The following is a 20891-nucleotide window of genomic DNA, read 5'->3' on the forward strand; positions in this document are numbered from 1 at the left end:
GCGGACGGCGGTGTGTTCTACCCGCAGTCCATGAAGAAGCTTCTGCTCGCGAGCGCGCTGCTCGCTTCCGTCTCCGCTCCCGCCGCGGCCAGCCAGCTCACTATCGACGACGTGACGATGCTTCGCCGCGTCGGCGCGCCCACCGCGTCGAAGGATGGCCGATGGCTCGTCTGGGCGCAGCGCGAGACCGACCTCGCCGCGGATCGGGGACGTTACGACCTCTACCGCCTCGACCTGACGAAGCGCGGCGCCCGGCCGGAAGCGCTGCTCGCCGAGGCGGACGTGAACGAGAACGATCCCCAGATCGTGGGCGACACCGTCTATTTCACGTCCGACAAGACCAGTTCGGGCGGGGGCGGCGGTGACGGCGCGGTGTGGGCGGTGCCCGTCACCGGCGGCACCCCGCGCAAGCTCACCGGGTTTCAGGGCGGGTTCAACGGCTTCAAGGTCTCGCCCGACGCCTCCAGGCTGCTGATCTTCGCGGACCGCAAGCCCGGCGCGCCGAGCCTCGCCCCCGCGATGGAGAAGAAGGACGCGAACGCCGGCTCTGGCCGTACCTACGACCAGCTCTTCGTCCGTCACTGGGACAGCTGGGCCGACGGCACCCGCTCGCAGCTCTTCGTCCTGCCGCTGACCCCCGCCGGCGCGCCGGGCGATGGCCGCGCAATCGTCGGCCAGCTCGTCGGCGACACGCCCTCCAAGCCGTTCGGCGGCGCGGAGGAGGTGGCGTGGAGCCCCGATGGCCGCACCGTCTACTTCGCGCTGCGCGAAGCCGGCCGGATCGAGGCGACCTCGACCAACCTCGACATCTTCTCCGCCCCCGCCGACGGCTCCGCCCCGCCCGTGAACCTGACGGCGGACAATGACGCCACCGACAACCTGCCCACCGTCTCGCCCGACGGCCGCAGCCTCGCCTATTTCGCCATGAAGCGCCCCGGCTTCGAGGCCGACCGCCAGGTGCTGATGATCCGCGACCTCGGCACCGGCCGGGCGCGCGCGGTGACCGAGGGCTGGGACCGCTCGGTCGCCTCGATCGCCTGGGCGCCCGACGGCCGCTCGCTCTACGTCACCGCCGACGACGTGCAGGAGACGCCACTGTTCCGCGTCGACGCCGCCACCGGCAAGGTCACGCGGCTGACCGGCGAAGGCCACGTCTCCGCGGTCGCCGTCACACCCAAGGGCGCGGTGGTGGCGATGAACAGTCTCGTCGCGCCCGACGACTTCTACGCCGTGACCCGCCCCAATCGCGTGCAGCGTCTCACCTCCGTCAATGCCGACAAGCTCGCCGGCATCGACATGCCCACCGTGTCGCGCTTCTCCTTCACCGGCGCCAACAACGACACCGTCCACGGCTACGCGGTCCGGCCCGCCGGCTCGTCGGGCAAGGTGCCGATCGCCTTCATGGTCCATGGCGGTCCCCAGGGGTCGAGCAACAACAGCTGGTCCTACCGCTGGAACCCGGCGGTGTTCGCGGGCGCCGGCTACGGACTGGTCGCCGTCGATTTCCACGGCAGCACCGGTTACGGTCAGGCCTTCACCGACTCGATCAGCAACAATTGGGGCGGCTGGCCGCTGGAGGATCTGCAAAAGGGCCTCGCCGCCGCCACTGCCAAGTACGGCTGGCTCGACGCGGACAACGCCTGCGCGCTCGGCGCGTCCTACGGCGGCTATATGATGAACTGGATCGAGGGGAAGTGGCCCGACCGGTTCAAGTGCATCGTCCAGCACGACGGCGTGTTCGACGCGCGCGCCATGGCCTACGAGACCGAGGAACTGTGGTTCGACGAGTGGGAACACGGCGGCAAGACCTACTACGAGGACCCCGCCGCGTTCGAGAAGTGGAACCCGGTCAACTACGTGAGCGCGTGGAAGACGCCGCAACTCGTCATCACCGGCGAGAAGGACTTCCGCATCCCCTACACGCAGGGGCTCGCCGCCTTCACCGCGCTCCAGCGCCGCGGTATTCCGTCGAAGCTGCTCGTCTTCCCCAACGAGAACCATTGGGTGTTGAAGCCGAAGAACTCGCGCCAATGGTACGGTGAGGTTCTCGGCTGGATGGATCGCTGGACGGGGAAGGGTAACTAACCCACCCGTCACCCCGGACTTGATCCGGGGTCCATGGCTCCGCGAGCGCGCGGCTGGATGCTCGGGCGGCACACCTGCCGATCGATGGACCCCGGCTCGGAGGCCGGGGTGACGAGGTGCATGTGGTTGGCTATGCGCTCCCATCATGACCGAGCTCCCGAAAACCTTCGACCCCGCCGAGATCGAGCGCCGCTGGTACGCGCACTGGGAGAGCAACAACCTCTTCCGCCCCGAGCGCCCCGGCGCGGAGCCGTGGACGATCGTCAATCCGCCGCCCAACGTCACCGGCAGCCTCCACATCGGCCACGCGCTCGACAACACGCTCCAGGATATCCTCACCCGCCACGCGCGGTTGAAGGGCAAGGACGCGATGTGGGTCGTCGGCACCGATCACGCCGGCATCGCCACGCAGATGGTGGTCGAGCGCAACCTCGCGAAGGACGGCGTCAAGCGCACCGACCTCGGCCGTGACGCCTTCGTCGACAAGGTGTGGGAGTGGAAGGCGGAATTTGGCGGCCAGATAACCCGCCAGCTCCGCCGCCTCGGCTGCTCGATGGACTGGTCGAACGAGCGGTTCACCATGGACGAGGGGTTCTCCGCCGCCGTCCTCAAGGTGTTTGTCGAGCTGTACCGCCAAGGCCTGCTCTACCGCGACAAGCGCCTCGTCAATTGGGACGCGGGCCTAGGCACCGCCATCTCCGACCTGGAGGTCGAGACGCGGGAGGTGCAAGGCAAGTTCTGGCACCTGTCGTACCCGCTGGCCGACGGTAGCGGCGCCATCGCCGTCGCGACGACGCGGCCGGAGACGATGCTCGCCGACATGGCCGTCGCCGTCCACCCGACGGACGAGCGCTACGCCGCGCTGATCGGCAAGCAGGTGAAGCTCCCGATTACCGGCCGCCTGATCCCGATCGTCGCCGACGAGCACGCCGACCCCGAACTGGGTTCCGGCGCGGTCAAGATCACCCCCGGCCACGACTTCAACGATTTCGAGGTCGGCCGCCGCGCCGGGATCGAGGCGCGCGACATGCTCAACATGCTCGATGCAAAGGCGCGCATCGTCGACTGCGGCGGCGTCCCCGCCGAGTTGATCGGCCTCGACCGGTTCGAAGCGCGCGCGCGCATCGTCGCGCTGCTGGAGGAGGACGGCACGCTGCTGCGCGTCGAGGACCGCACCATCCAGACGCCCTATGGCGACCGCTCCGGCACCGTCATCGAGCCGTGGCTGACCGACCAATGGTACGTCGACGCCAAGACCCTCGCCGCTCCTGCGATCGAGGCGGTGCAGACCGGCGCCATCCGCCTCGTGCCCAAGACGTGGGAGAAGACCTTCTTCAACTGGATGGAGAACATCCAGCCCTGGTGCGTCTCGCGCCAGCTCTGGTGGGGACACCAGATTCCGGCGTGGTTCGCCGACGACGGCCGCGTGTTCGTCGCGGAGACGGAAGCCGAGGCGCAGGGCCAGGCAGGAGAGGGCGTGCCGCTCACCCGTGACCCCGACGTCCTCGACACCTGGTTCTCCTCCGCCCTTTGGCCCTTCGCGACGCTGGGTTGGCCGGGCGATGACGGGAAGGGCCTAGCCGTCACCACCCCGTTCGCCCTGAGCGAAGTCGAAGGGCAGGCCAACACCGCAACGCCCGGGGCGGATGCTTCGACTTCGCTCAGCACGAACGGAGAGGGGGCGGGCACCGCGCCGCGCCCCAAGCTCGCCGGACGCTACCCCAACGATGTCCTCGTCTCCGGCTTCGACATCCTGTTCTTCTGGGATGCCCGCATGATGATGCAGGGCCTTCATTTCCTCCACGACGTGCCGTTCCGGACGCTCTACCTCCACGGCCTCGTCCGCGCCGCCGACGGGTCGAAAATGTCCAAGTCGAAGGGCAACACCGTCGACCCGCTCGGCTTGATCGACCAATACGGTGCCGACGCGCTGCGCTTCTTCATGGCGGCGATGGAGAGCCAGGGCCGCGACATCAAGATGGATGAGCGCCGGGTCGAGGGGTACCGCAACTTCGCCACCAAGCTGTGGAACGCCTGCCGCTTCGCGCAAGCGAACGGCATCGGCGGCTCGACCACGCTGGAGCCGCCCGCCGCCACCCACGCCGTCAACAAGTGGATCGTCGCCGAATGCGTCGAGGCGATCCAGGCGGTCGACCTCGCGCTCGGCGAATACCGCTTCGACGCGGCGGCGAACGCCATCTACCAGTTCACCTGGAGCCGCTTCTGCGACTGGTATCTGGAGCTGATCAAAGGTGCCGTGGACGAGGAAACCAAGGCGGTCGCCGGCTGGGTGCTCGACCAGATCCTCGTCGTCCTTCACCCCTTCATGCCCTTCGTCACCGAGGAACTCTGGCATGGCCTCGCGACACGCGACCACGATCTGATCGTCGGCAAATGGCCGCAGGCCGACGCCCGCGCGCTCGACCCGGAGGCGATCCGCGAGGTCGACTGGTTGATCCGCCTCGTCTCCGAGGTCCGCGCTGCCCGCACCGAACTGAATGTCCCGCCGGGCGCCCGTCTGCCGATCCACGTCCGCGACGCGGGAGCGGGCACGCTCGGCCGCCTCGACCGGCAACGCGCGGTCCTCGCCCGCATGGCGCGCGTCGATCTCGCGGAAGGCGAGGCGAGCGGTGGCGCCGCGCAGGTGGTGGTCGACGAGGCGACCTTCGTCCTCCCCCTCGAAGGGGTCATCGACCTCGCCGCGGAGCGTGCCCGCCTGTCCAAGGCGATCGCCGCGGCGGAAAAGGAGCGCGACGCGCTGAACGGCCGTCTCTCTAACGCCAGCTTCGTCGAGCGCGCTAAGCCCGAGGCGGTGGAGAAGGCCCGGTCCGACTATGCGGACAAGCAGGCCGAGGCCGCCCGCCTTCACGCGGCGTTGGGGCGGTTGGGCTGACCGGGTTGCCCTCCCTTGCAGGGAGGGGAGCGGAAGAAGGCTGTCCTACACGGTCGATCCGTGACATCGTCCTCCGCTGATCCTGTCCGTTCAGATCTGGAAACGATCGATTCGTATCGTTTCGTTCTGAGGGTCAATCGAGTCAAGCAGCAGTCAAGCAACCAGGGGGGATCATCGTGGCAGCGCATGGCAAGCAGGACCTGACCACCGGCCCGATCGGCTCGACCCTGCTCGCCTTCGCGCTCCCCACGCTCGGCTCCAACATCCTCCAGTCGCTCAACGGCTCGATCAACGCCATCTGGGTCGGCCGCTTTCTCGGGGAGACGGCGCTGGCAGCCACGTCGAACGCCAACATCATCATGTTCCTGATGTTCGGCGCGGTGTTCGGCTTCGGCATGGCCGCGACGATCCTGATCGGGCAGAGCTGGGGCCGCGGCGACGTGGACGGCGCCCGCCGCGCCTTCGGCACCGCGCTCGGCCTCGTCTTCCTCATCTCGCTCGTCGTCGCGGCGGCGGGCTGGGCCTTCTCGCACGACATCCTCGTCCTCTTGGCGACACCGGGGGAGGCGCTGCCGCTCGCCGACGACTATCTTCGCGTGATCTTCCTGTCGCTGCCCGCGGCGATGATGCTGGTGCTCGCCATGATGGGGCTGCGCGGCTCGGGCGATTCGCTGACGCCCTTGTGGTTCATGGTCGTGGCGGTGGTGATCGATACCGGACTCAACCCGCTCCTGATCCTGGGGATCGGGCCGTTCCCCCGCATGGGCATCGCCGGCTCGGCGATGGCGACGCTGATCGCCAACGCCGTCGCGGTGATCGGCCTCGCCGCCTACATGAACCGCCGCGACCTGCCGATCCGCCTCAAGCGCGCGGAGATGCGCTACCTGATCCCCGCCCGCGACCTCAGCCGCACGATCGTCGCCAAGGGGCTGCCGATCGGCGCGCAGATGCTCGTCATCTCGGTCTCCGGCCTCGCCATGGTCGGCCTCGTCAACCGCGAGGGCGTGGCGACCGCCGCCGCCTACGGCGTCACGCTGCAGCTCTGGGCCTATGTGCAGATGCCCGCGCTCGCGATCGGCGCGGCGGTGTCGGCGATGGCGGCGCAGAACATCGGTGCGGGGCTGTGGGACCGGGTGGGCCGGATCACCGGCATCGGCATCCTCTACAATCTCGCCATGACCGGCGTGATGGTGGTCGCCGTCCTCTGGTTCGATCGCACCGTGCTCGGCCTGTTCCTGGGAGAGGACAGCGCAGCGATCCCGATCGCCAGCCGCATCGGCCTGATAGCGACGTGGAGCTTCATCTTCTTCGGCGCGACGATGGTCCTGTTCGGCACCGTCCGCGCCAACGGTGCGGTCTGGGGGCCGCTCGTCATCCTGGTCGTCGCGCTTCTGCCCGTCCGCCTCGGTATCGCGGCGCTGCTGCGCCCCGCGCTCGGCATCGACGCCTTGTGGTGGAGCTTCCCGGCCAGCTCGTTCGTCAATCTCGCCGGCGCGGTCCTCTACTATCGCTACGGCCCGTGGCGCCGCGGCCGCATCCTCGCGCAACCGCCCGAGGCGTGCGACGAGCAGGCGCAATCGGTCGCCGAGCCCGCGGGGATGCTCAGGCCGGCGAAGTAGCGGGGGCAGGCGGCGCCATCACCTCGATCACCCCCGCCGCGATCCGGGCGACGATCGGCGTCTTGGCCAGCACCTCGCCGTCGATGGAGATCGGCAATCTGGGTTCGGTGTCGACGCGGATTTCCTTACCCGAGAAGCTGATCGTGTCGTGATGTCGCTGCGGCAGGCCGAAGAAGCTCGCGAACCAGTTCTGCACCAGCTTGCGCTTGTAATGACCGCGCACCGCCTGGACGACGATCTCGCCCGACGACACCGACGCCTCGTCGACCAGCCAGGTGCCGCCGTGATACGGGCCGTTGGAGATGCGCACCTCCACCACCTTCATCTTGCGCTTCGTCGTGCCGTCGTCGACGTGGAGCGTGAAGGGCTTGAAGCGGCCGAACTGATACCCGGCCCAGCTGAGATACCCGATCTTGCCCAGTACCTTCTTCAACCCGTGCGGCACCGTTTCGGCGATCTGCGGGCTGATCCCCATCGCCGCGCAATTGGCGAAATAATCGCCGTCGATCATCCCCAGGTCGATCCGCCGCCTGTGCCCGGCGCGGATCACCTCCACCGCTCCCTCCACGGTCAGCGGGATGCCGAGCGTGCGCGAGAAGCTGTTGGCAGTGCCGAGCGGCAGCACCCCCAGCACCACGTCGTGCCCGACCAGCAGGTCGACCAGTCCGCTCACCGTCCCGTCGCCGCCGCCCAGGATGACGAGGTCGGGCTTGTTCGCCAGCACGTCCTTCACCGCGGCCTCCAGATCGTCCGGATCCTCGATCGCGCGGGCGTCCACCTCGTAGGGCAAACCCTTCATCGCCGCGCAGGCGCGCTTGAACAATTTCTGCCCCTTCCGGGACTTGGCGTTGACGATCATCGCCGCCGACCTGATCTCGCGCACGCCTCTGTCCCTGTGGTTGCGCGTCCGTAACGCTTGCCGAGCGTGGGACGATCCCGCACAGCAACGCGCATGTCGAGCTATCCCGCCGTCCGCCTCCGCCGCACCCGCGCCTCGGCCTGGAGCCGCCGCCTCCACGCAGAGACGGTGCTGACCCCCGCCGACCTGATCTGGCCGCTGTTCATCGCGGAAGGGCAGGAGGTGGAGGAGCCGGTCGCCGCGCTGCCCGGCGTGTCGCGCTGGTCGGTCGACGGCATCGTCGCGCGGGGGCGGGAAGCGCGCGATCTCGGCATTCCCTGCGTCGCGCTTTTCCCCAACACGCCGTCGCATCTGCGCACCGACGACGGGGCCGAAGCGCTCAACCCCGACAACCTCATGTGCCGCGCCATCCGCGCGCTGAAGGATGCGGTGCCGGAGGTCGGCGTCCTCACCGACGTCGCGCTCGATCCCTACACCACCCACGGCCATGACGGGCTGGTCGACGCCGCCGGCTACGTCGTCAACGACGCCACCGCCGACGCGCTCGTCGGCCAAGCGCTCAACCAGGCGCGCGCCGGGTCGGACGTGATCGCCCCCAGCGACATGATGGACGGCCGCATCGGCGCCATCCGCGAGGCGTTGGAGGGCGAGGGTTTCGCCAACACCCAGATCATGAGCTACGCCGCCAAATACGCGTCCGCCTTCTACGGCCCGTTCCGCGACGCGGTCGGCAGCCGCGGGCTGCTGAAGGGCGACAAGAAAACCTACCAGATGGACTCAGCCAACGCGGAAGAGGCACTTCGCGAGGTCGCGCTGGATCTCGCCGAGGGCGCCGACAGCGTCATGGTCAAGCCCGGCCTGCCGTATCTCGACATCGTCGCCCGCGTGAAGCAGCGCTTCGAGGTGCCGGTCTTCGCCTACCAGGTATCGGGCGAGTACGCGATGATCGAGCACGCGGTCGCCGCCGGCGCCGCCGAGCGCGACGCGATCGTTCTGGAGACACTGATGGCGTTCAAGCGCGCCGGCTGCGCGGGCGTCCTCACCTATCACGCGCCCGTCGCCGCACGGCTGCTCGGCGCGTGACGAGGTCCGGCGCCGGCCGCGCCCTGTTCGTCGCGACGATCCTCGCCGGATCGTTCCTGCTGTTCCTCGTCCAGCCCATGGTCGCGCGCCTCGCTCTGCCGCGGCTGGGCGGAGCGCCGGCGGTGTGGAACTCGGCGATGCTGGTCTACCAGGCGCTGCTCCTCGGCGGCTACGCCTACGCGCATGGGCTGGCGCGGTTTCGGCCGCGGGTGCAGGCGGGCATCCACCTGGGCGTTCTGCTGGTCGCCGCCTCGTGGTTGCCGATCGGTATCCTCCAGCTCGCCCCGGGGTCGGGCGCGCCGACCTTGTGGGTGCCCTGGCTGCTCCTCGCCTCGATCGGGCCGTTGTTCTTCGCCATCTCCGCGCAGGCACCGCTGATCCAGCGCTGGTTCGCGCTGGCGAGTCCCGGCCGCGACCCGTACGCGCTCTACGCCGCGTCCAATCTCGGCAGCTTCGCCGGTCTGCTCGCCTATCCGTTGTTGGTCGAACCGGCGATGACGCTGCACGCGCAGAGTCTGTTGTGGAGCGGCGGATACCTCGCGGTCGGCCTGCTCGTCGCCGCCTGCGCGCTGCGTCTGCCGGCCGGCGCGGCGATCCCGCGCGACCATGCGGCCAGCCCGCCGCCCACCGCGGGGAGGATCGTCCACTGGATGCTTCTGGCCCTCGTGCCGTCGGGGCTGATGCTCGCCACCTCGACCTACATCACCACCGACATCGTCGCGATGCCGCTCCTATGGGTGCTGCCGCTCGGCCTCTACCTGCTCAGCTTCTCGATCGCCTTCGCCACCCGACGCGGCGCCGCCGATACGATCACCCGCATCGCGCCGATGACGATCCTGCTGTTCGGCGGCGTGATGATGGGCGGTTATCAGCGGCTCCCCTGGGTCAACCTGCTCGTCGCGCTGCTGCTCCTCTTCATGGCGTCCGTCGCGGTCCATACCGCGTTATACCGCCTGCGGCCCGCGCCGGAGCGGTTGACCGGTTTCTACCTCGCCATGGCGGCGGGCGGCGCGCTCGGCGGCGTGTTCGCCGGGCTGATCGCGCCGCTGGCGTTCGACTGGACGTACGAGTTCCCCATCCTCGTTCTCGCCGCGGGCGCGCTGGTGCCGCAAACCTATCTCACCGCGCGCCTCAGGGCATTGTGGACGGGGCGCTACCGCATCGCGGCGCTGGCCACCGTCGCGGTCGCGCTGGCGCTGCAGTTCGCCTTCCGCTTCCTCGGGCCGGGCGCCGGGGCGGAGCAGGGCGTGCAGGGCAGCGCCTTCCTCGTCGTCGCCGCGGCCGGCATCGCCTCTCTCGGCTATCGTCCCGCCTACGTCGCCGTGCTCGCCGCCACGCTGGTGCTGTTCGGCGGCTACCGATCGGTGCTGCTGACGCTGGAGCCCGGCGCGCGCACGCGCAGCTATTTCGGCGTCTACACGGTCCGCGACGCCCCCGGCCTGCGCGAGCTCGACCACGGCACCACCATTCACGGCATCCAGCTGACCGGCACGCCGGAACGGGAGCGTACGCCGACGACCTATTACGCGGCGGGTTCCGGCGTGGGGCAGGCGATGCGGGCGCTGCCCGACCTGTTCGGTCCGGCCGCGCGCGTCGGCGTGGTCGGCCTGGGGACGGGAACGCTGGCCTGCTACGCCCTGCCGGGCCAGCGCTGGCGCTTCTACGAGATCGATCCCACGGTGATCCGCATCGCGCGCGACACTGGCCGCTTCACCTATTTGTCACGCTGCCTGCCGCACCCTGACATCCGCCTGGGCGACGCGCGGCTCAGCATCGCGCAGGACCCCGCGAACTCGCTCGATCTGCTAGCGCTCGACGCCTTCTCCTCGGATGCGGTGCCGATGCACCTGATGACGCGCGAGGCGTTCGCCGACTACGCCCGCGTGCTCGGCCGCCGCGGCCTGTTGCTGGTGCACATCTCCAACCGCTTCCTCGATCTGGAACCGGTGGTCGCCGCCATCGCCCGACGGGACGGTTGGGCGGCTGCGGCGTTCGAGTATCACCCGTCGCCGCTCGATCCGGGACAGCCGTCGACGTCGCTGTGGATCGCCTTGTCGCGCGATCCCGCGACGCTCGCTCGCCTTACCGCACGGCAGCCGGGCTGGGCAGCGCTGCGCCCGCGCGCCGACATCGTGCCGTGGACCGACGATTACTCGACCATCCTGCCGCTGCTGAAAGGCCTCTGAGCCGTCAGCCGCCCGGCAGGCTGGCCGACAGCTGCCGGATGGTGTCGTCCTGCCGCGTCACCGCTGCGCCGACCTCTTCCCGCAACGCCGCCAATGTGGGGTAGATCGGCTGGAGCGCCGCCGCGCGCGCACTGGCGAGCGCATCGACGTCCGTCGCCAGCGACGATGCCTGCGCGCGCCAATCGTCCAGCGCCGCCAGCGCCGTCTGAGCATCGAGCCAGGCGTCGCTACCCGCGGTGCGGGCCCCTGACCGCGACGCGGCCGCCCGTGCGATGGCCGCGTCGCGGTCGAACCCGGTAACGATCGTGGCGAGCGTGCGCCGCGCCTCGCCGATCCGCGCGTCGAGCGCCGGATCGACCGCGACGGGCGCGGGAGGCGGCACTGCCGGCTCGGCGAAACCCCGCGATTCCGCCGGTCGCTGCGCTAGGGACGGGTAAGGACCGCTCGACGGCACGCAGCCGGGCAGCGCCAGCAGAAGGAGGACGATCGACGGCGAGACGATTTTCTTCATGCGCTTTGCCGTAGAAGCCGCATTTTCTGCACGCAACGCCCTTGCGCCCCCCGCGGAGTCTGCTAACAGCGCGCTTCCAATGCGCGCCCGTAGCTCAGCTGGATAGAGCATCAGACTACGAATCTGAGGGTCGGACGTTCGAATCGTTCCGGGCGCGCCAATTTTCTCGAGTGACTTGAGAAGGTTGAGGACAGCGGGTAGGCGACACAGCGAGTTATGCTCGCTGTGTCCCCCCGAAATCCCCCCAAAACTGCAATTCGCGATTTTAGATCGCTAACGGTTGCTGCCGGAGCTGAGCTGCCGGGGTATGCCATGAGCAGCGCTACCCTGCGCCCGAACGTGTTGTCGCCGTCGCTTGGCGTCTCAGACGTCTCAAGATCGGCTGCTTAGCGGCACCAGGCGCTTCGCCATACCTTTCGTTAGTTCAGCATAGCCGTTCGCCGGCTTCAGATGTATTTTCCGCCTGACTGAACAGTTTGGTCGGTAGCGGCGATCGCAGAAGTCGCTCCTGAATGACGTCGCCATCCAAGTAACTCCGATGCCAACCGCGTTGTTTTAAAGCAGCGCCCGCACACGTTGCGCGCGTTAGTGCCGTCCACCGACGATGCGCCCTTCACATGCATCCCCCATATAGTTTGGCGATCCAAGTTTATCGTCGGAGGTCACCTAGAGGCCCATCCGTCGCGCTCGGCCAGGCGCCGGCGATCGCCAACGTCTGTGAGGACCCGCTTAGCCATTTGACGATGGTGTCGGCCGCCTCGTCGATTGGGCGGCGGGCACGGCCCTTCAACGCGCATTCCCAGACTACCGTAACCCGCCATTCGTCGGCGGCGAGGGCCGCCAGCTGCTCGGCGTCGCGCTCGACATTGCGCGCCAGCTTGGCGGCCCAGAAATCGGCGTTGCTTGCCGGTCGCACGCCGTAGGGGCAGTCGTGCGAGTGCCAGAAGCATCCGTGGACGAAGATCACGGCCCGACTGCCTCGCAGTACAACATCCGGCGTTCCCGGAAGGGAGCGGTCGTGCAGCCGGTAGCGCAGGCCGGCTCGGTGTAGCGCCCGACGCAGAAGCAGCTCGGGACCGGTGTCCGCCGCGCGGATCCGGGACATGTTGTGGCTGCGCTGCGCAGGCGTCAGCCGGTCCGGCCTGGAGGCGCGTCGGCCGGATGCGGACGACGCTCCGCTCATTCCGGCAGCTTCAGGACGCCGGGTCTCGTTTGGTATTCTGCGGCGTGCGCGGCGATCATCGCGAGCAGTTGCTCGCGAATCCTGAACAGCGGGGTGAACGATGCTGCCGGTGAGGTCATCGATATCTGAAAGCGCGCGTTCACCAGCAGCCTGACCGGACCCGCAGCTTCGTCGAGGAGCAGGACAGGGCTTTCGAACTCAGACTTCAGCTTTTGAATGTCCGCTTTGGGGACCAAGTCCACCGGGACGAGGAGGCCGAGGAGGTAGGGCAGCGGACCGGGCTTGCGCTGGGCAGCGTCGCAGACGGCGCCGGTCCGGACGAGCACGGGTGTGCAGCGTGCGCGGTCCGCCCGCTCCACGCGGAACACCTGGCTCATGATCTCCGCGCATCGGAGGCCGAAGCGCTCGCGCATCGGTCCGTCCTCACGCTCGTCGGCGGGAAGCAGCAGCGTCGCGCCCCAGTCGGTCGCCGCGACGGTCTCGCCGGGCGGCATCGCGACATGCAGCATACGGTTCATGCGCCCAACCTGGCCGACGTCCATGTCGGGGAGCGCCCTGTCGCGGGTAATCGCGGCGTCCCACACCCCAGCGAGTTCGGCCGATCCGCGCGCGTTGGCGATTCTGTCGGCGAGGATAGGGGCCAGCGCCCCATTGATCGCGCCCCGGCGGTCCGCCGCCACGTTCGGCCGCCCGGCATAGGCGACCGCGAGGCGCGACATGACGCCGTCAAGCTTCTCCGAGAAGGCGTCGACGTCCCGGTCCTCGGCAGGGACGAGGTCGGTCACCGCCGCCAGCGTCGCGGCCGCCGCGGCGAGCACGTCGTCCTCCCAGGCGACCAGCGCGCGGATTTGCGGAGACGCGTTGACGCGTTCGTGGATGGCGGCGCCGAGATCGGCATCGCCATGGAGGAACGGCTTCTTGTCGAGCGCCAAGACCGCAAGCGGACGCAACCTGGGCTCGAGGCGCTCGCGCAGATATGGGTCTCGGCGTCCACGTGAAGACGCTGATTGAGTTGCGGGCAGATACGACGAGAATGTCGTGCCTTGGCGGCTTCATAAACTTCGCGATGACAACCGTAGCCATCGATGCTTTCTGAACGTTGCTGGCGGCGACTTGTACGAGACCTAACCGGATGCTCTCGGTCAGAAGCTTGCCGCTGGCGTCATCGGGCCCGGCTTGATCCACTGTGTCGCTCCTGTTCAGCGCGCCAGACGAGCTACGATCCCGCGGAAACCTGACTGGATCAGGTGCGTGACCGAGGAATTGGAATCATCGGATCGCCTTGCATCACTGTCACGGCACGGCGCGGGTTCGCTGCGATGCTCAGCGACGGTGCCCACATGCATCATCGTGGCCGGTACCTCCTGCAATCGATAGGTATCAGCTGCTGGACGGCGACCGGCTGGGACGCGGGCCGAGTAGGCTGTTGGCCACGTCGTGCACGCGGTTGCGTGTCGGGGATCGCTCGGCTATCCGGCGGACGTCGGGGAGTGGCGCAGGCTGGTAGCGCACCTGGTTTGGGACCAGGGGGTCGCAGGTTCGAATCCTGTCTCCCCGACCATCACGCGGCTGAGAAAGAAGCGGGGTCAGGGACGGCCTCTGCCACCGCGTGATCTTATGATCGCAGAGCGCCAAGGGCGGGGTGCCATCGGTCTGCCCTGTTCGCCTGACCATCGCTCGGGCTCCACGAGCCGCGCCTGCCCTGATCTCGCCGATTGGCGAAGCATGCCGCGCGGTGGGCCCGGCACCTATTGAAGCAGGGAGCAATAGTGACGGATTTGCGTGCCCCTTGATGGATGGCGGTTTGCCGATGCCCCCACCGATGCCCCCGTGTGGAGGCTCATAGGTGAGGGCGCGGACACCAGCGGTCAGGCCGCAGGTGCCGGCAGGCTGGAGCGGCCCGACGGGGTCCCGCCGTCCTCGCACGCGGTGGTGCCGCGCTCGTCTACTGGACGGGCCGCATAATCCGGCTTGGGGAAAGGCCGCACCGGATGCCTGCACCCCTTAGCGAACCGCTGCTGGAGAAATCGTAAATACCGGAACTGGCGCAGGTGATGGCGCACAGCGCGATCGCGGTTCGCCAGCAGGTGCGCGGCGCGGGGCGACGCCGCGGTGCGCGAGTTCGTCATCAGCGAGTTGTGGTACCAGTCGCCGTCGAGTTCCCAAAAGATGCCGCGGTGCTCGCCGTGGAAGGTGAAGCCTGCGGCCTGGTAAACGGTGCCGAACAGGCCGCACCGCTCATCGGCGAACGACTGCACCCACTTCACCGTCGGCCGGGCACGGCGGATGAAGCGGACCGAGTAGGCGAGGGCCTTGCTCTCGCTGTTCCGCGGCGCGGCATCGTCCAGCCACATGCGGTTCAGCTCGAGGTACTCGTTCATGGCGGTACCGGTCACGACGCTGCCGGCCGACGCCGGGTTCATGGCGTAGCCGTACTGGAGCACGCCGACGAGTTCACCGTGTATCCAGACGCCCAGGTGGAGCGTCGAGGCGGAGTAGACGCGGCGGCTGTAGTGATTGGCGATGATCAGCTCGTTGGCGATGCGCCGGTCGAGCAGGCCGACTGCGAACGCCGCATCGCCGAAGCCGACGGCATCGCCGCCGCCATTTGGGAAGAGGTAGCCGGTGGTTTCGCCAGCGGCGCCGCGCGGGCGCGTGAAGTCTGCTGATAGGGTGGGGAGGATCACGTGGAGAGGCCTTCATGACGAGACGCTCGGCTAGGCGCGTCATGATGGCCGCCGATCGATGCGATCGGCGGAGCCCCGGCCGGGTGGCCGTGGGATGATGGTGGCGACGTCGGTCGCTGATCTGGTGGAGGATCACTGCGCGACCAGCCCGCCGGTCGGACCGGGTGGCTAGCCGCGCAGGATCACGGAGGACTGCGCCCCGCGTATTTCCCCGAAGGGTCTTCTATTTCACAAGCCACCCGGCGAACCGGTGTCCGTGATCTAACCGCGCGCGCGGACCCGCCCTTGCGGCTAGGCTCAGGCAGGTGGCACCACCATGCCACGGCGGCGGCTATCAAGGAAGCAGGGACTCGCCTGCGCGCGACGCCGCTCAATCGCATGCCGCTGGACGGGCCGGAAGCTCACGCCGGCCCTTGCGCGAGCCGAGAACATGAGGAGAACATACGCGCTCCCGAATCGGAGCGCTTACGTGTCAGACCCCCGCCAGATCATCCGCGTCCGCGCAGCCGAGCGCGGCCTCTCGCTATCCGCCCTCTCCATCATGGCCGGTCGCAATGCGGCCTACATGCAGCAGTTCATGGAGCGAGGCTCACCGCGGAAGCTGCCGGAGGACGAGCGCCGGCTAATCGCCATTGCCCTGGACGTCGACGAGACGCTGCTGGGTGCGCGGATGCCGTGGCGGCCGGTCGACGGCGCCACCAGCTTCGGGTGAGGCATGGGTCGCACCTATCTCCACACGCTCGGTAACTGTGACGACAAGGGCGCCATCCTCGCCATCAAATGCGGCAGGTGCGGCCGGGTTGTGTACGTCGCGCCCAACGCGCTGCTGCGACGCGCGGGGAGGGCGCAGGGGCATTTCCTGGCGTCCGCCTACCTGACGGCGGTGGAGCGTGTCCTCGTTTGCCGGGGCGGGCAGGGAACGCCTGGCTGTGGCGCCAAGAGCGCCGGGATTCACGCCGTCTGGGATCACGAGATACCCGGAGTGCCGAAGGGGGTGCCGCCGCTGTTGTGGCTGAACGCTGACGATCGCGAGCGGAAGCGGCTAGTTCGGCAGGCGCGTGGTTGACTGCGGCGGAGGGAGCATCCGCCGCGGTCATGGTTTCCCGCGGGGTAGAGCGGGTACGATACCCGATCTGAGGAGCGCGATACCCGCTACCGCGGGCGGCTCCGGATTAGCAGCTCGGTCACCTTCACGCCACGGCCGCCTGCGGCAGACGAGAACGTCCACGTCGTTGGCATCTCCTGCACGCCAAGTCGTGCGAAGGTTTTGCGGACGCCGCGGCGATCCAGGCTGAGGTAGCGTTCGCTATTTGTGGAAGATCTTGGCCCGCAGTCGCGGCGAGATGCGCACCGCGATCGCGAAAGCGACGGCTAGGATCACTGGCGAAAGCCAACCCGCGATTGCTACCCATACCAGGATGCGCATCGGCGACTCCGTTCACCCGGGACGAGTGCCTACACAGCCATCAGCCTTTGGCATTAACCTATGATGACGCCGACAGCGGTTGAGCAAGTCAGATGCGTCACCGCGGCGGCTAGTTCATCCGCCGCGGTCCGGCTTTTCTACCGATTGGTATTAGCCTCGTACCCGCTCTCGAGGGCTTAGATACCCGCTGTGCGTTCACGTCCGCTTTCGCCCACTTGCCGACCTTCGATGGTTCGTTCAGCTTGCCTGATAGCGGACGCTATAACGGGTAACGGCAAGGGCGAGGCGAAAGATGGCGTTCGAACCATTTGGCTATGCGATAGGTGGTATGATCGGGTGGGCGGACGCAGGCTGCGACCAAAGGAGATGGCGATCGCGTTTTTGATCGTCGTAGTGCTGGCAGTGGTTTGGCAGCTTTCCTGACCGCTACCCCGAAAGCCGCCGGACCGCTATCCACCAGAACCGGACATTGCCAGCGGCAGGAGATCGAACCCGCACCCCGTCGCCGAGGATCGCTGTAGCGATACGTCTACCAATTCCGTCACGCTGGCAGCACGGTTATAGCATGGGAGCGCGACCAATCGGAACGTCCGCTTTCCACCACAACCGCACATTCGCGCGTCGGCTCTGCGGATGTCCGCTTTCGCCCACTAGCGGACGCTCCGCTGCTGCCGTACCATCTCGTCTATAAAGATATTCAGCTAGGCTGGTTGGAGGATTTCAATGTTTTACAAGCTGCCTCCACGAGTGCGGATGTTCATCGAATCGATTGTTTGGACGGGTGCAGCCGTTCTCGCCGTGACCGGTTTAACTGCAATGTTACGGGGGCAGGCAGATAGCCCTGAATGGTGGTTGATCCTGATCTGGCTCGTGGCTGCTGGCGTAGGGGCATCGATCCGCAAAGTGCCTTTTCACATCGCGGCCACAGACCGTTCACGCCTCCATTTAACAAAGAAGGAGATGCAGGTGTAAAACGCCGCATCCGCTAAGCCACCAAAAACGGCTACGCGTCACAGCCCGTGATGCGCTCTGTGTCGGTGGTGCACAGTCGCAACCTTGTTGATGCACAGCCAAGGAGATCAGCGGTGGGAAAGCTGCCGTTCCGGTTACGCCTAATAGCGGACATCGAGCACCATCTTCTCTCCGGCCTATTGCAGATGATCATTTATCCGGTAAGTTGGTCTCTACCCTGACGCTGTCGGAGTGAGAGCGTCGAAAATTCTGGGCGTTTGTCGGACACAACGCCGCCAATAGATGTGCCGTCGCGTAGACTACATGTTCGAACGTATGATGCCCGCTCAACGTCGTCTCTAGAAATTCTGTGATTAGCGTAGGCCAACACGCCCTAGCCCCAGAAGCCCCTTGCAGCTTAGATGGAACAATCGTTCGTAGAGAAGGATTACCGATTAGGCCTAGCTAATTCGAGGAGGTGAGCTTGCGACATGTTTTGATTGGAATGACCTTCCTTATCATCGCTGTGCCAGCTTTGGCCCAGACTGGATCAACGGAGGCTGAGGCACAACGCACTTTGCCAACGGGCGCTTCTGCGGCGGAACAATCCCGCTTATACTGCGGACGACTGTGGGGACCTAGCGGGTGGGTGCCAAAAACCACGTCGTGCAAGCCGCTAGCAGAGTGGCGTGAGATCAACCACTTTTTACAGCAACGCAGACGAGAGACACGTCAGGTTATTCGTAACTGACATAGCGTCATTCATACCTAGCCGGAACCCTATCTTCATACAAATTTGTCGACCGAGCCACTGGCATCTTAGCTTCGAAAGCGGACCGTCCGCAAACACACAGCTCGCGACGTAGCGGCGATTGTTCAAACGCCGATTGCCGCACAGCTACTTCTCCGGTAGCGGTCGATCGGCAGTCGCGATCGGGCCGAGGTAGATGTCCGCTTTCCACCAATTCCGGACATAGCGACCGCGGCGGAGGAACCCTCCGCCGCGGTTCCTCTGCAGAGAGGCGAGTCAATCTCGCCTACCAGCCTTATACCCACTCCGTACCCGCTCAACTTCATCTGGCCGGATGCATGCCGACGTGGAACGGCGCCCGTCGCAGCACCGGTCGCGGCACCAGGCGCGGCGCGGCTGGCCGGCCGTTCTGCGGGTCGGTGGTCTTCAACGCCAAGCCGTTGCCGAGATCCCCGGCGTTGCAGCTGAGATGCCGGTCAATGCAGTTGGCCACCCACATGTCGGCGACCTCGTCATTCCAGGCACCGTCCCAATCGCTGTGCAGCGTCGACCCCGGCCGGCGCACCGGCATTCCGAACATGACGTCGCTTGAATAGGTCCAGGTCTTCGTGCCGGGCGTCCACGATCCCGAGCGGTTGAAGGTGTCGTCGAGCGTGTAGATCGCGCCGAGTTCGAAACGCGGCAGGATCCACGGGTGACTGGCCGGACAGTGGTCGCCGACGTAGTTGCCGGCCTCGTCGCGGTCGCGGAAGTCGGCGACGTGGCTGCGGTGGTTGGCGCTGTCGAGCAGCTTTCCATCCCAGCAGTTCGGGCTCTGGATGTGCGCCTGCACCCGGCTGCCAGGTGCCGTGCCGCAGTGAGGACCGACCGCGACGAGGTCGGGCTCGCCCTTCGAGCTGTTGGCGCCCTCCAAACACTGGTAGTAGAAGTTGCCGGTCGGGACCGTGCCGGTCACCATGTCGGCACCAAAGATGTAGCGCAGGCCGCGGATGATGCCGACGCAGAAGTTGATGCCGGGGCGATCGGAGCGGAGGCACCGCGGGTCGCTGCGTGGCCAGCGCTTGTAGTAGATGGTGACGACGTCGGGACGGACGACCTTGCCGTCGCCGTTGAGCATGTCGGAGATCCAGTAGCCCGACTTGTTGAGCGGGTTGAGGCAGGTGAACTTCGACAGATCGGTGATCGGCGTCGCGCGCAGCGTCTCGTAGGTCGAGTCGAAGCGGATCAGGCTGTTGCCGAAGAACTGGTGATCATGCGGGCTGCCATTCGGCACGGCAGCATAGACGATCGGATCGTCGGCGCCGTTGCGGCCGGCCGTACAGGTGAAGCGGAAGGCTCCGAGGCTGTCGGGCGCCGCGTCGCCGTCGGCGTGAGCTGGGCGGCCTTCCAGCCAGTCTGCCACCACCATGCCGTCGTCAACCTTCGGCGGCAGCACCGCGCCATCGTAGATGTCGTTGGCGGGATCAGGCGCGGCCTGCGCCTGCGCGATGGTAGGCAGGCAGAGGGCCGTGCTGACGACGAAATGGAAGAACAGCTTCATGGTCAACCCCACTGGTTGGCGTTGGCGGGCAAGTACGCGAAGGGCTTCTGCCCACAGTTGAGCAGGACATGGCCTTCAGCCCGGCAGGCAGCCATCAGGCGCGCGTTGAGGATCGGCGTGTCCGATGCCTGACCGGCGACGCCGTTCACCGACAGCGTGATGCGGCTGCCGACAATGGTACCGTTCGCGCCCTTGATCGGCACGGCGAGCACGCCGAGCACTTCGCCGACGTTGAACTGCGGACAGGTGCCGACAGCGCCGCCCTGGTAGCTATCGTAGGCCATATAGCCGCCGGGGCCCTGCACGGCACACAGCAGAGGGTCACGATTGCCGTAAGGGTCGGGTCCGAACTGCTGGATCTTCCCGGCCTGCACGTAGGCATCATCAACAGCGCCGAAGTAGCGCGTGACGTTGTCGCCGGCCGGGAAGATGATCTCGGCGTAGCGGGCCTTGTCGATGGCTCGCGCGGGAGTGCTGACGATCCATACGTCGGCGCCGGTGCCAGGAATGCGGTAGTCTCGGCGATCATCGGACCAGCTGCCGACATACGCGCCGCTCTTCCCGAGCAGCAGCAGCCTCGGCCCGGCGCCGCGCCGATGCAGACTTGATGGCCGCGATGCGGATCGCCTCAGCCTCGGCATGGGTCTCGGCAGAGCGGATTGCCTGGATCAGCGCCGCCTTGTCGGTCTCCTCCTGCCGCAAGCCAGCGATCTCGCTCTCGTGGATCATCGGGGCGCGACCAGCATGGTGGAAGACCGAGAAGGGAGGGAAGGGGCTGGGGCTTTGCCGACCCATCGCGACAAGGTCGCTCAGCTGCGCCTCTCGATCGAGGTCGCGAACGGTCGCCCGGATGAAGGCGAACGTCGGCAGGATCGGCAGCCTGACTTCGATCTCCCGCGTGCCGCTCGGCGTGGCCGCCTTGACCCCGCGACGCAATGTGTGGGCTGGCGACCAAGCGTCGTGACCGGCCTCGCACAACGATGTGATCAGCGGCAGCGTGTTACCGCCACTGGTGCGCAGAATGAACCAGCGTCCGCCCGATGTGTCGTCGCTAATCCTCACGTTTCCTCCCGCGCAGTGCCGGGAGGCGCTGCGTTCACTCTATGTGCCGGAGTGC

At 67.2% G+C, this 20891-nt stretch carries 16 protein-coding genes, 2 tRNA genes and 1 pseudogene; 10 read left to right on the forward strand and 9 right to left on the reverse strand.

Annotated features, from left to right (window positions below; all coding sequences use genetic code 11):
• The first annotated feature begins 30 nt into the window (after window positions 1-30).
• The 3 genes from BM145_RS06370 (at window position 31) to BM145_RS06380 (ending at window position 6597) form a co-directional block, all read left to right on the forward strand.
• The gene (locus BM145_RS06370; RefSeq protein ID WP_093332854.1) at window positions 31-2085 is read left to right on the forward strand and encodes a S9 family peptidase; all 2055 of its coding nucleotides are present in this window, start codon (window positions 31-33) and stop codon (window positions 2083-2085) included.
• 145 nt (window positions 2086-2230) lie between these two features.
• Window positions 2231-4978, forward strand: coding sequence for a valine--tRNA ligase (locus BM145_RS06375; protein WP_093332618.1), 2748 nt, complete (start codon window positions 2231-2233; stop codon window positions 4976-4978).
• A 170-nt stretch (window positions 4979-5148) separates the two neighbouring features.
• Window positions 5149-6597, forward strand: a complete 1449-nt coding sequence (locus BM145_RS06380) for an MATE family efflux transporter (protein WP_425441086.1) — start codon at window positions 5149-5151, stop codon at window positions 6595-6597.
• On the opposite strand, the gene BM145_RS06385 is transcribed toward BM145_RS06380, so the two are convergent.
• Window positions 6581-7456, reverse strand: coding sequence for a diacylglycerol/lipid kinase family protein (locus tag BM145_RS06385; protein WP_177200116.1), 876 nt, complete (start codon window positions 7454-7456; stop codon window positions 6581-6583). The genes BM145_RS06380 and BM145_RS06385 overlap by 17 nt on opposite strands.
• A 93-nt stretch (window positions 7457-7549) precedes the next feature.
• Here BM145_RS06385 and hemB point away from each other — a divergent pair, with 93 nt between their 5' ends.
• Together hemB and BM145_RS06395 are read left to right on the forward strand one after the other, a co-directional pair.
• Window positions 7550-8539 carry a porphobilinogen synthase gene (gene hemB, locus BM145_RS06390; RefSeq protein WP_093332621.1) on the forward strand — a complete coding sequence of 330 codons (990 nt, stop codon included), beginning with the start codon at window positions 7550-7552 and terminating at the stop codon, window positions 8537-8539.
• Window positions 8536-10725, forward strand: coding sequence for a class I SAM-dependent methyltransferase (locus tag BM145_RS06395; RefSeq protein ID WP_093332622.1), 2190 nt, complete (start codon window positions 8536-8538; stop codon window positions 10723-10725). The genes hemB and BM145_RS06395 overlap by 4 nt, the downstream gene beginning before the upstream one ends.
• Window positions 10726-10729: 4 nt before the next feature.
• Here the strand turns inward: BM145_RS06395 and BM145_RS06400 are convergent, their stop codons facing one another.
• Window positions 10730-11236, reverse strand: a complete 507-nt coding sequence (locus BM145_RS06400) for a hypothetical protein (RefSeq protein WP_093332624.1) — start codon at window positions 11234-11236, stop codon at window positions 10730-10732.
• A gap of 83 nt (window positions 11237-11319) precedes the next feature.
• Here BM145_RS06400 and BM145_RS06405 point away from each other — a divergent pair.
• Window positions 11320-11396 (forward strand) — tRNA-Arg (locus BM145_RS06405).
• A gap of 489 nt (window positions 11397-11885) precedes the next feature.
• Here BM145_RS06405 and BM145_RS06410 read toward each other — a convergent pair.
• Together BM145_RS06410 and BM145_RS15980 are read right to left on the reverse strand one after the other, a co-directional pair.
• Window positions 11886-12419 (reverse strand): very short patch repair endonuclease, encoded by a 534-nt coding sequence (locus tag BM145_RS06410; protein WP_093332625.1) that lies wholly within the window; start codon window positions 12417-12419, stop codon window positions 11886-11888.
• Entirely contained in the window at window positions 12416-13351 is a 936-nt protein-coding gene (locus tag BM145_RS15980) for a hypothetical protein (RefSeq protein WP_093332627.1), read from the reverse strand. Before BM145_RS15980 ends, BM145_RS06410 begins: the two co-directional genes overlap by 4 nt.
• Window positions 13352-13903: 552 nt before the next feature.
• Here BM145_RS15980 and BM145_RS06420 point away from each other — a divergent pair.
• Window positions 13904-13980 (forward strand) — tRNA-Pro (locus BM145_RS06420).
• A gap of 307 nt (window positions 13981-14287) precedes the next feature.
• Here the strand turns inward: BM145_RS06420 and BM145_RS06425 are convergent.
• Window positions 14288-15106, reverse strand: coding sequence for a Mom family adenine methylcarbamoylation protein (locus BM145_RS06425; RefSeq protein WP_177200105.1), 819 nt, complete (start codon window positions 15104-15106; stop codon window positions 14288-14290).
• Between the two features lie 469 nt (window positions 15107-15575).
• On the opposite strand from BM145_RS06425, the gene BM145_RS06430 reads away from it, so the two are divergent.
• Both BM145_RS06430 and BM145_RS06435 read left to right on the forward strand, forming a co-directional pair.
• Window positions 15576-15818, forward strand: a complete 243-nt coding sequence (locus tag BM145_RS06430) for a hypothetical protein (protein ID WP_143090114.1) — start codon at window positions 15576-15578, stop codon at window positions 15816-15818.
• Window positions 15819-15821: 3 nt separating this feature from the next.
• Window positions 15822-16172 carry a hypothetical protein gene (locus tag BM145_RS06435; protein ID WP_093332630.1) on the forward strand — a complete coding sequence of 117 codons (351 nt, stop codon included), beginning with the start codon at window positions 15822-15824 and terminating at the stop codon, window positions 16170-16172.
• A gap of 830 nt (window positions 16173-17002) precedes the next feature.
• On the opposite strand, the pseudogene BM145_RS15985 reads toward BM145_RS06435, so the two are convergent.
• Window positions 17003-17083 (reverse strand): annotated as a pseudogene (locus tag BM145_RS15985).
• 172 nt (window positions 17084-17255) lie between these two features.
• Between BM145_RS15985 and BM145_RS15615 the strand changes: the two are divergent.
• The gene (locus BM145_RS15615) at window positions 17256-17504 is read left to right on the forward strand and encodes a hypothetical protein (RefSeq protein WP_143090115.1); all 249 of its coding nucleotides are present in this window, start codon (window positions 17256-17258) and stop codon (window positions 17502-17504) included.
• A gap of 1052 nt (window positions 17505-18556) precedes the next feature.
• On the opposite strand, the gene BM145_RS06440 is transcribed toward BM145_RS15615, so the two are convergent.
• From BM145_RS06440 to BM145_RS06450, 3 genes are read right to left on the reverse strand one after another with little or no spacing between them, the layout of a single operon-like run.
• Window positions 18557-19774, reverse strand: a complete 1218-nt coding sequence (locus BM145_RS06440; protein WP_093332631.1) for a DUF1996 domain-containing protein — start codon at window positions 19772-19774, stop codon at window positions 18557-18559.
• A 2-nt stretch (window positions 19775-19776) separates the two neighbouring features.
• Window positions 19777-20415 carry a hypothetical protein gene (locus tag BM145_RS15990; protein ID WP_177200106.1) on the reverse strand — a complete coding sequence of 213 codons (639 nt, stop codon included), beginning with the start codon at window positions 20413-20415 and terminating at the stop codon, window positions 19777-19779.
• Window positions 20300-20836: a hypothetical protein gene (locus BM145_RS06450; protein WP_143090116.1), complete on the reverse strand. Its 537-nt coding sequence runs from the start codon at window positions 20834-20836 to the stop codon at window positions 20300-20302. Before BM145_RS06450 ends, BM145_RS15990 begins: the two co-directional genes overlap by 116 nt.
• Window positions 20837-20891 lie beyond the last annotated feature (55 nt).

The sequence above is a fragment of the Sphingomonas rubra genome, assembly GCF_900115745.1.
Taxonomy (GTDB): domain Bacteria; phylum Pseudomonadota; class Alphaproteobacteria; order Sphingomonadales; family Sphingomonadaceae; genus Sphingomonas; species Sphingomonas rubra.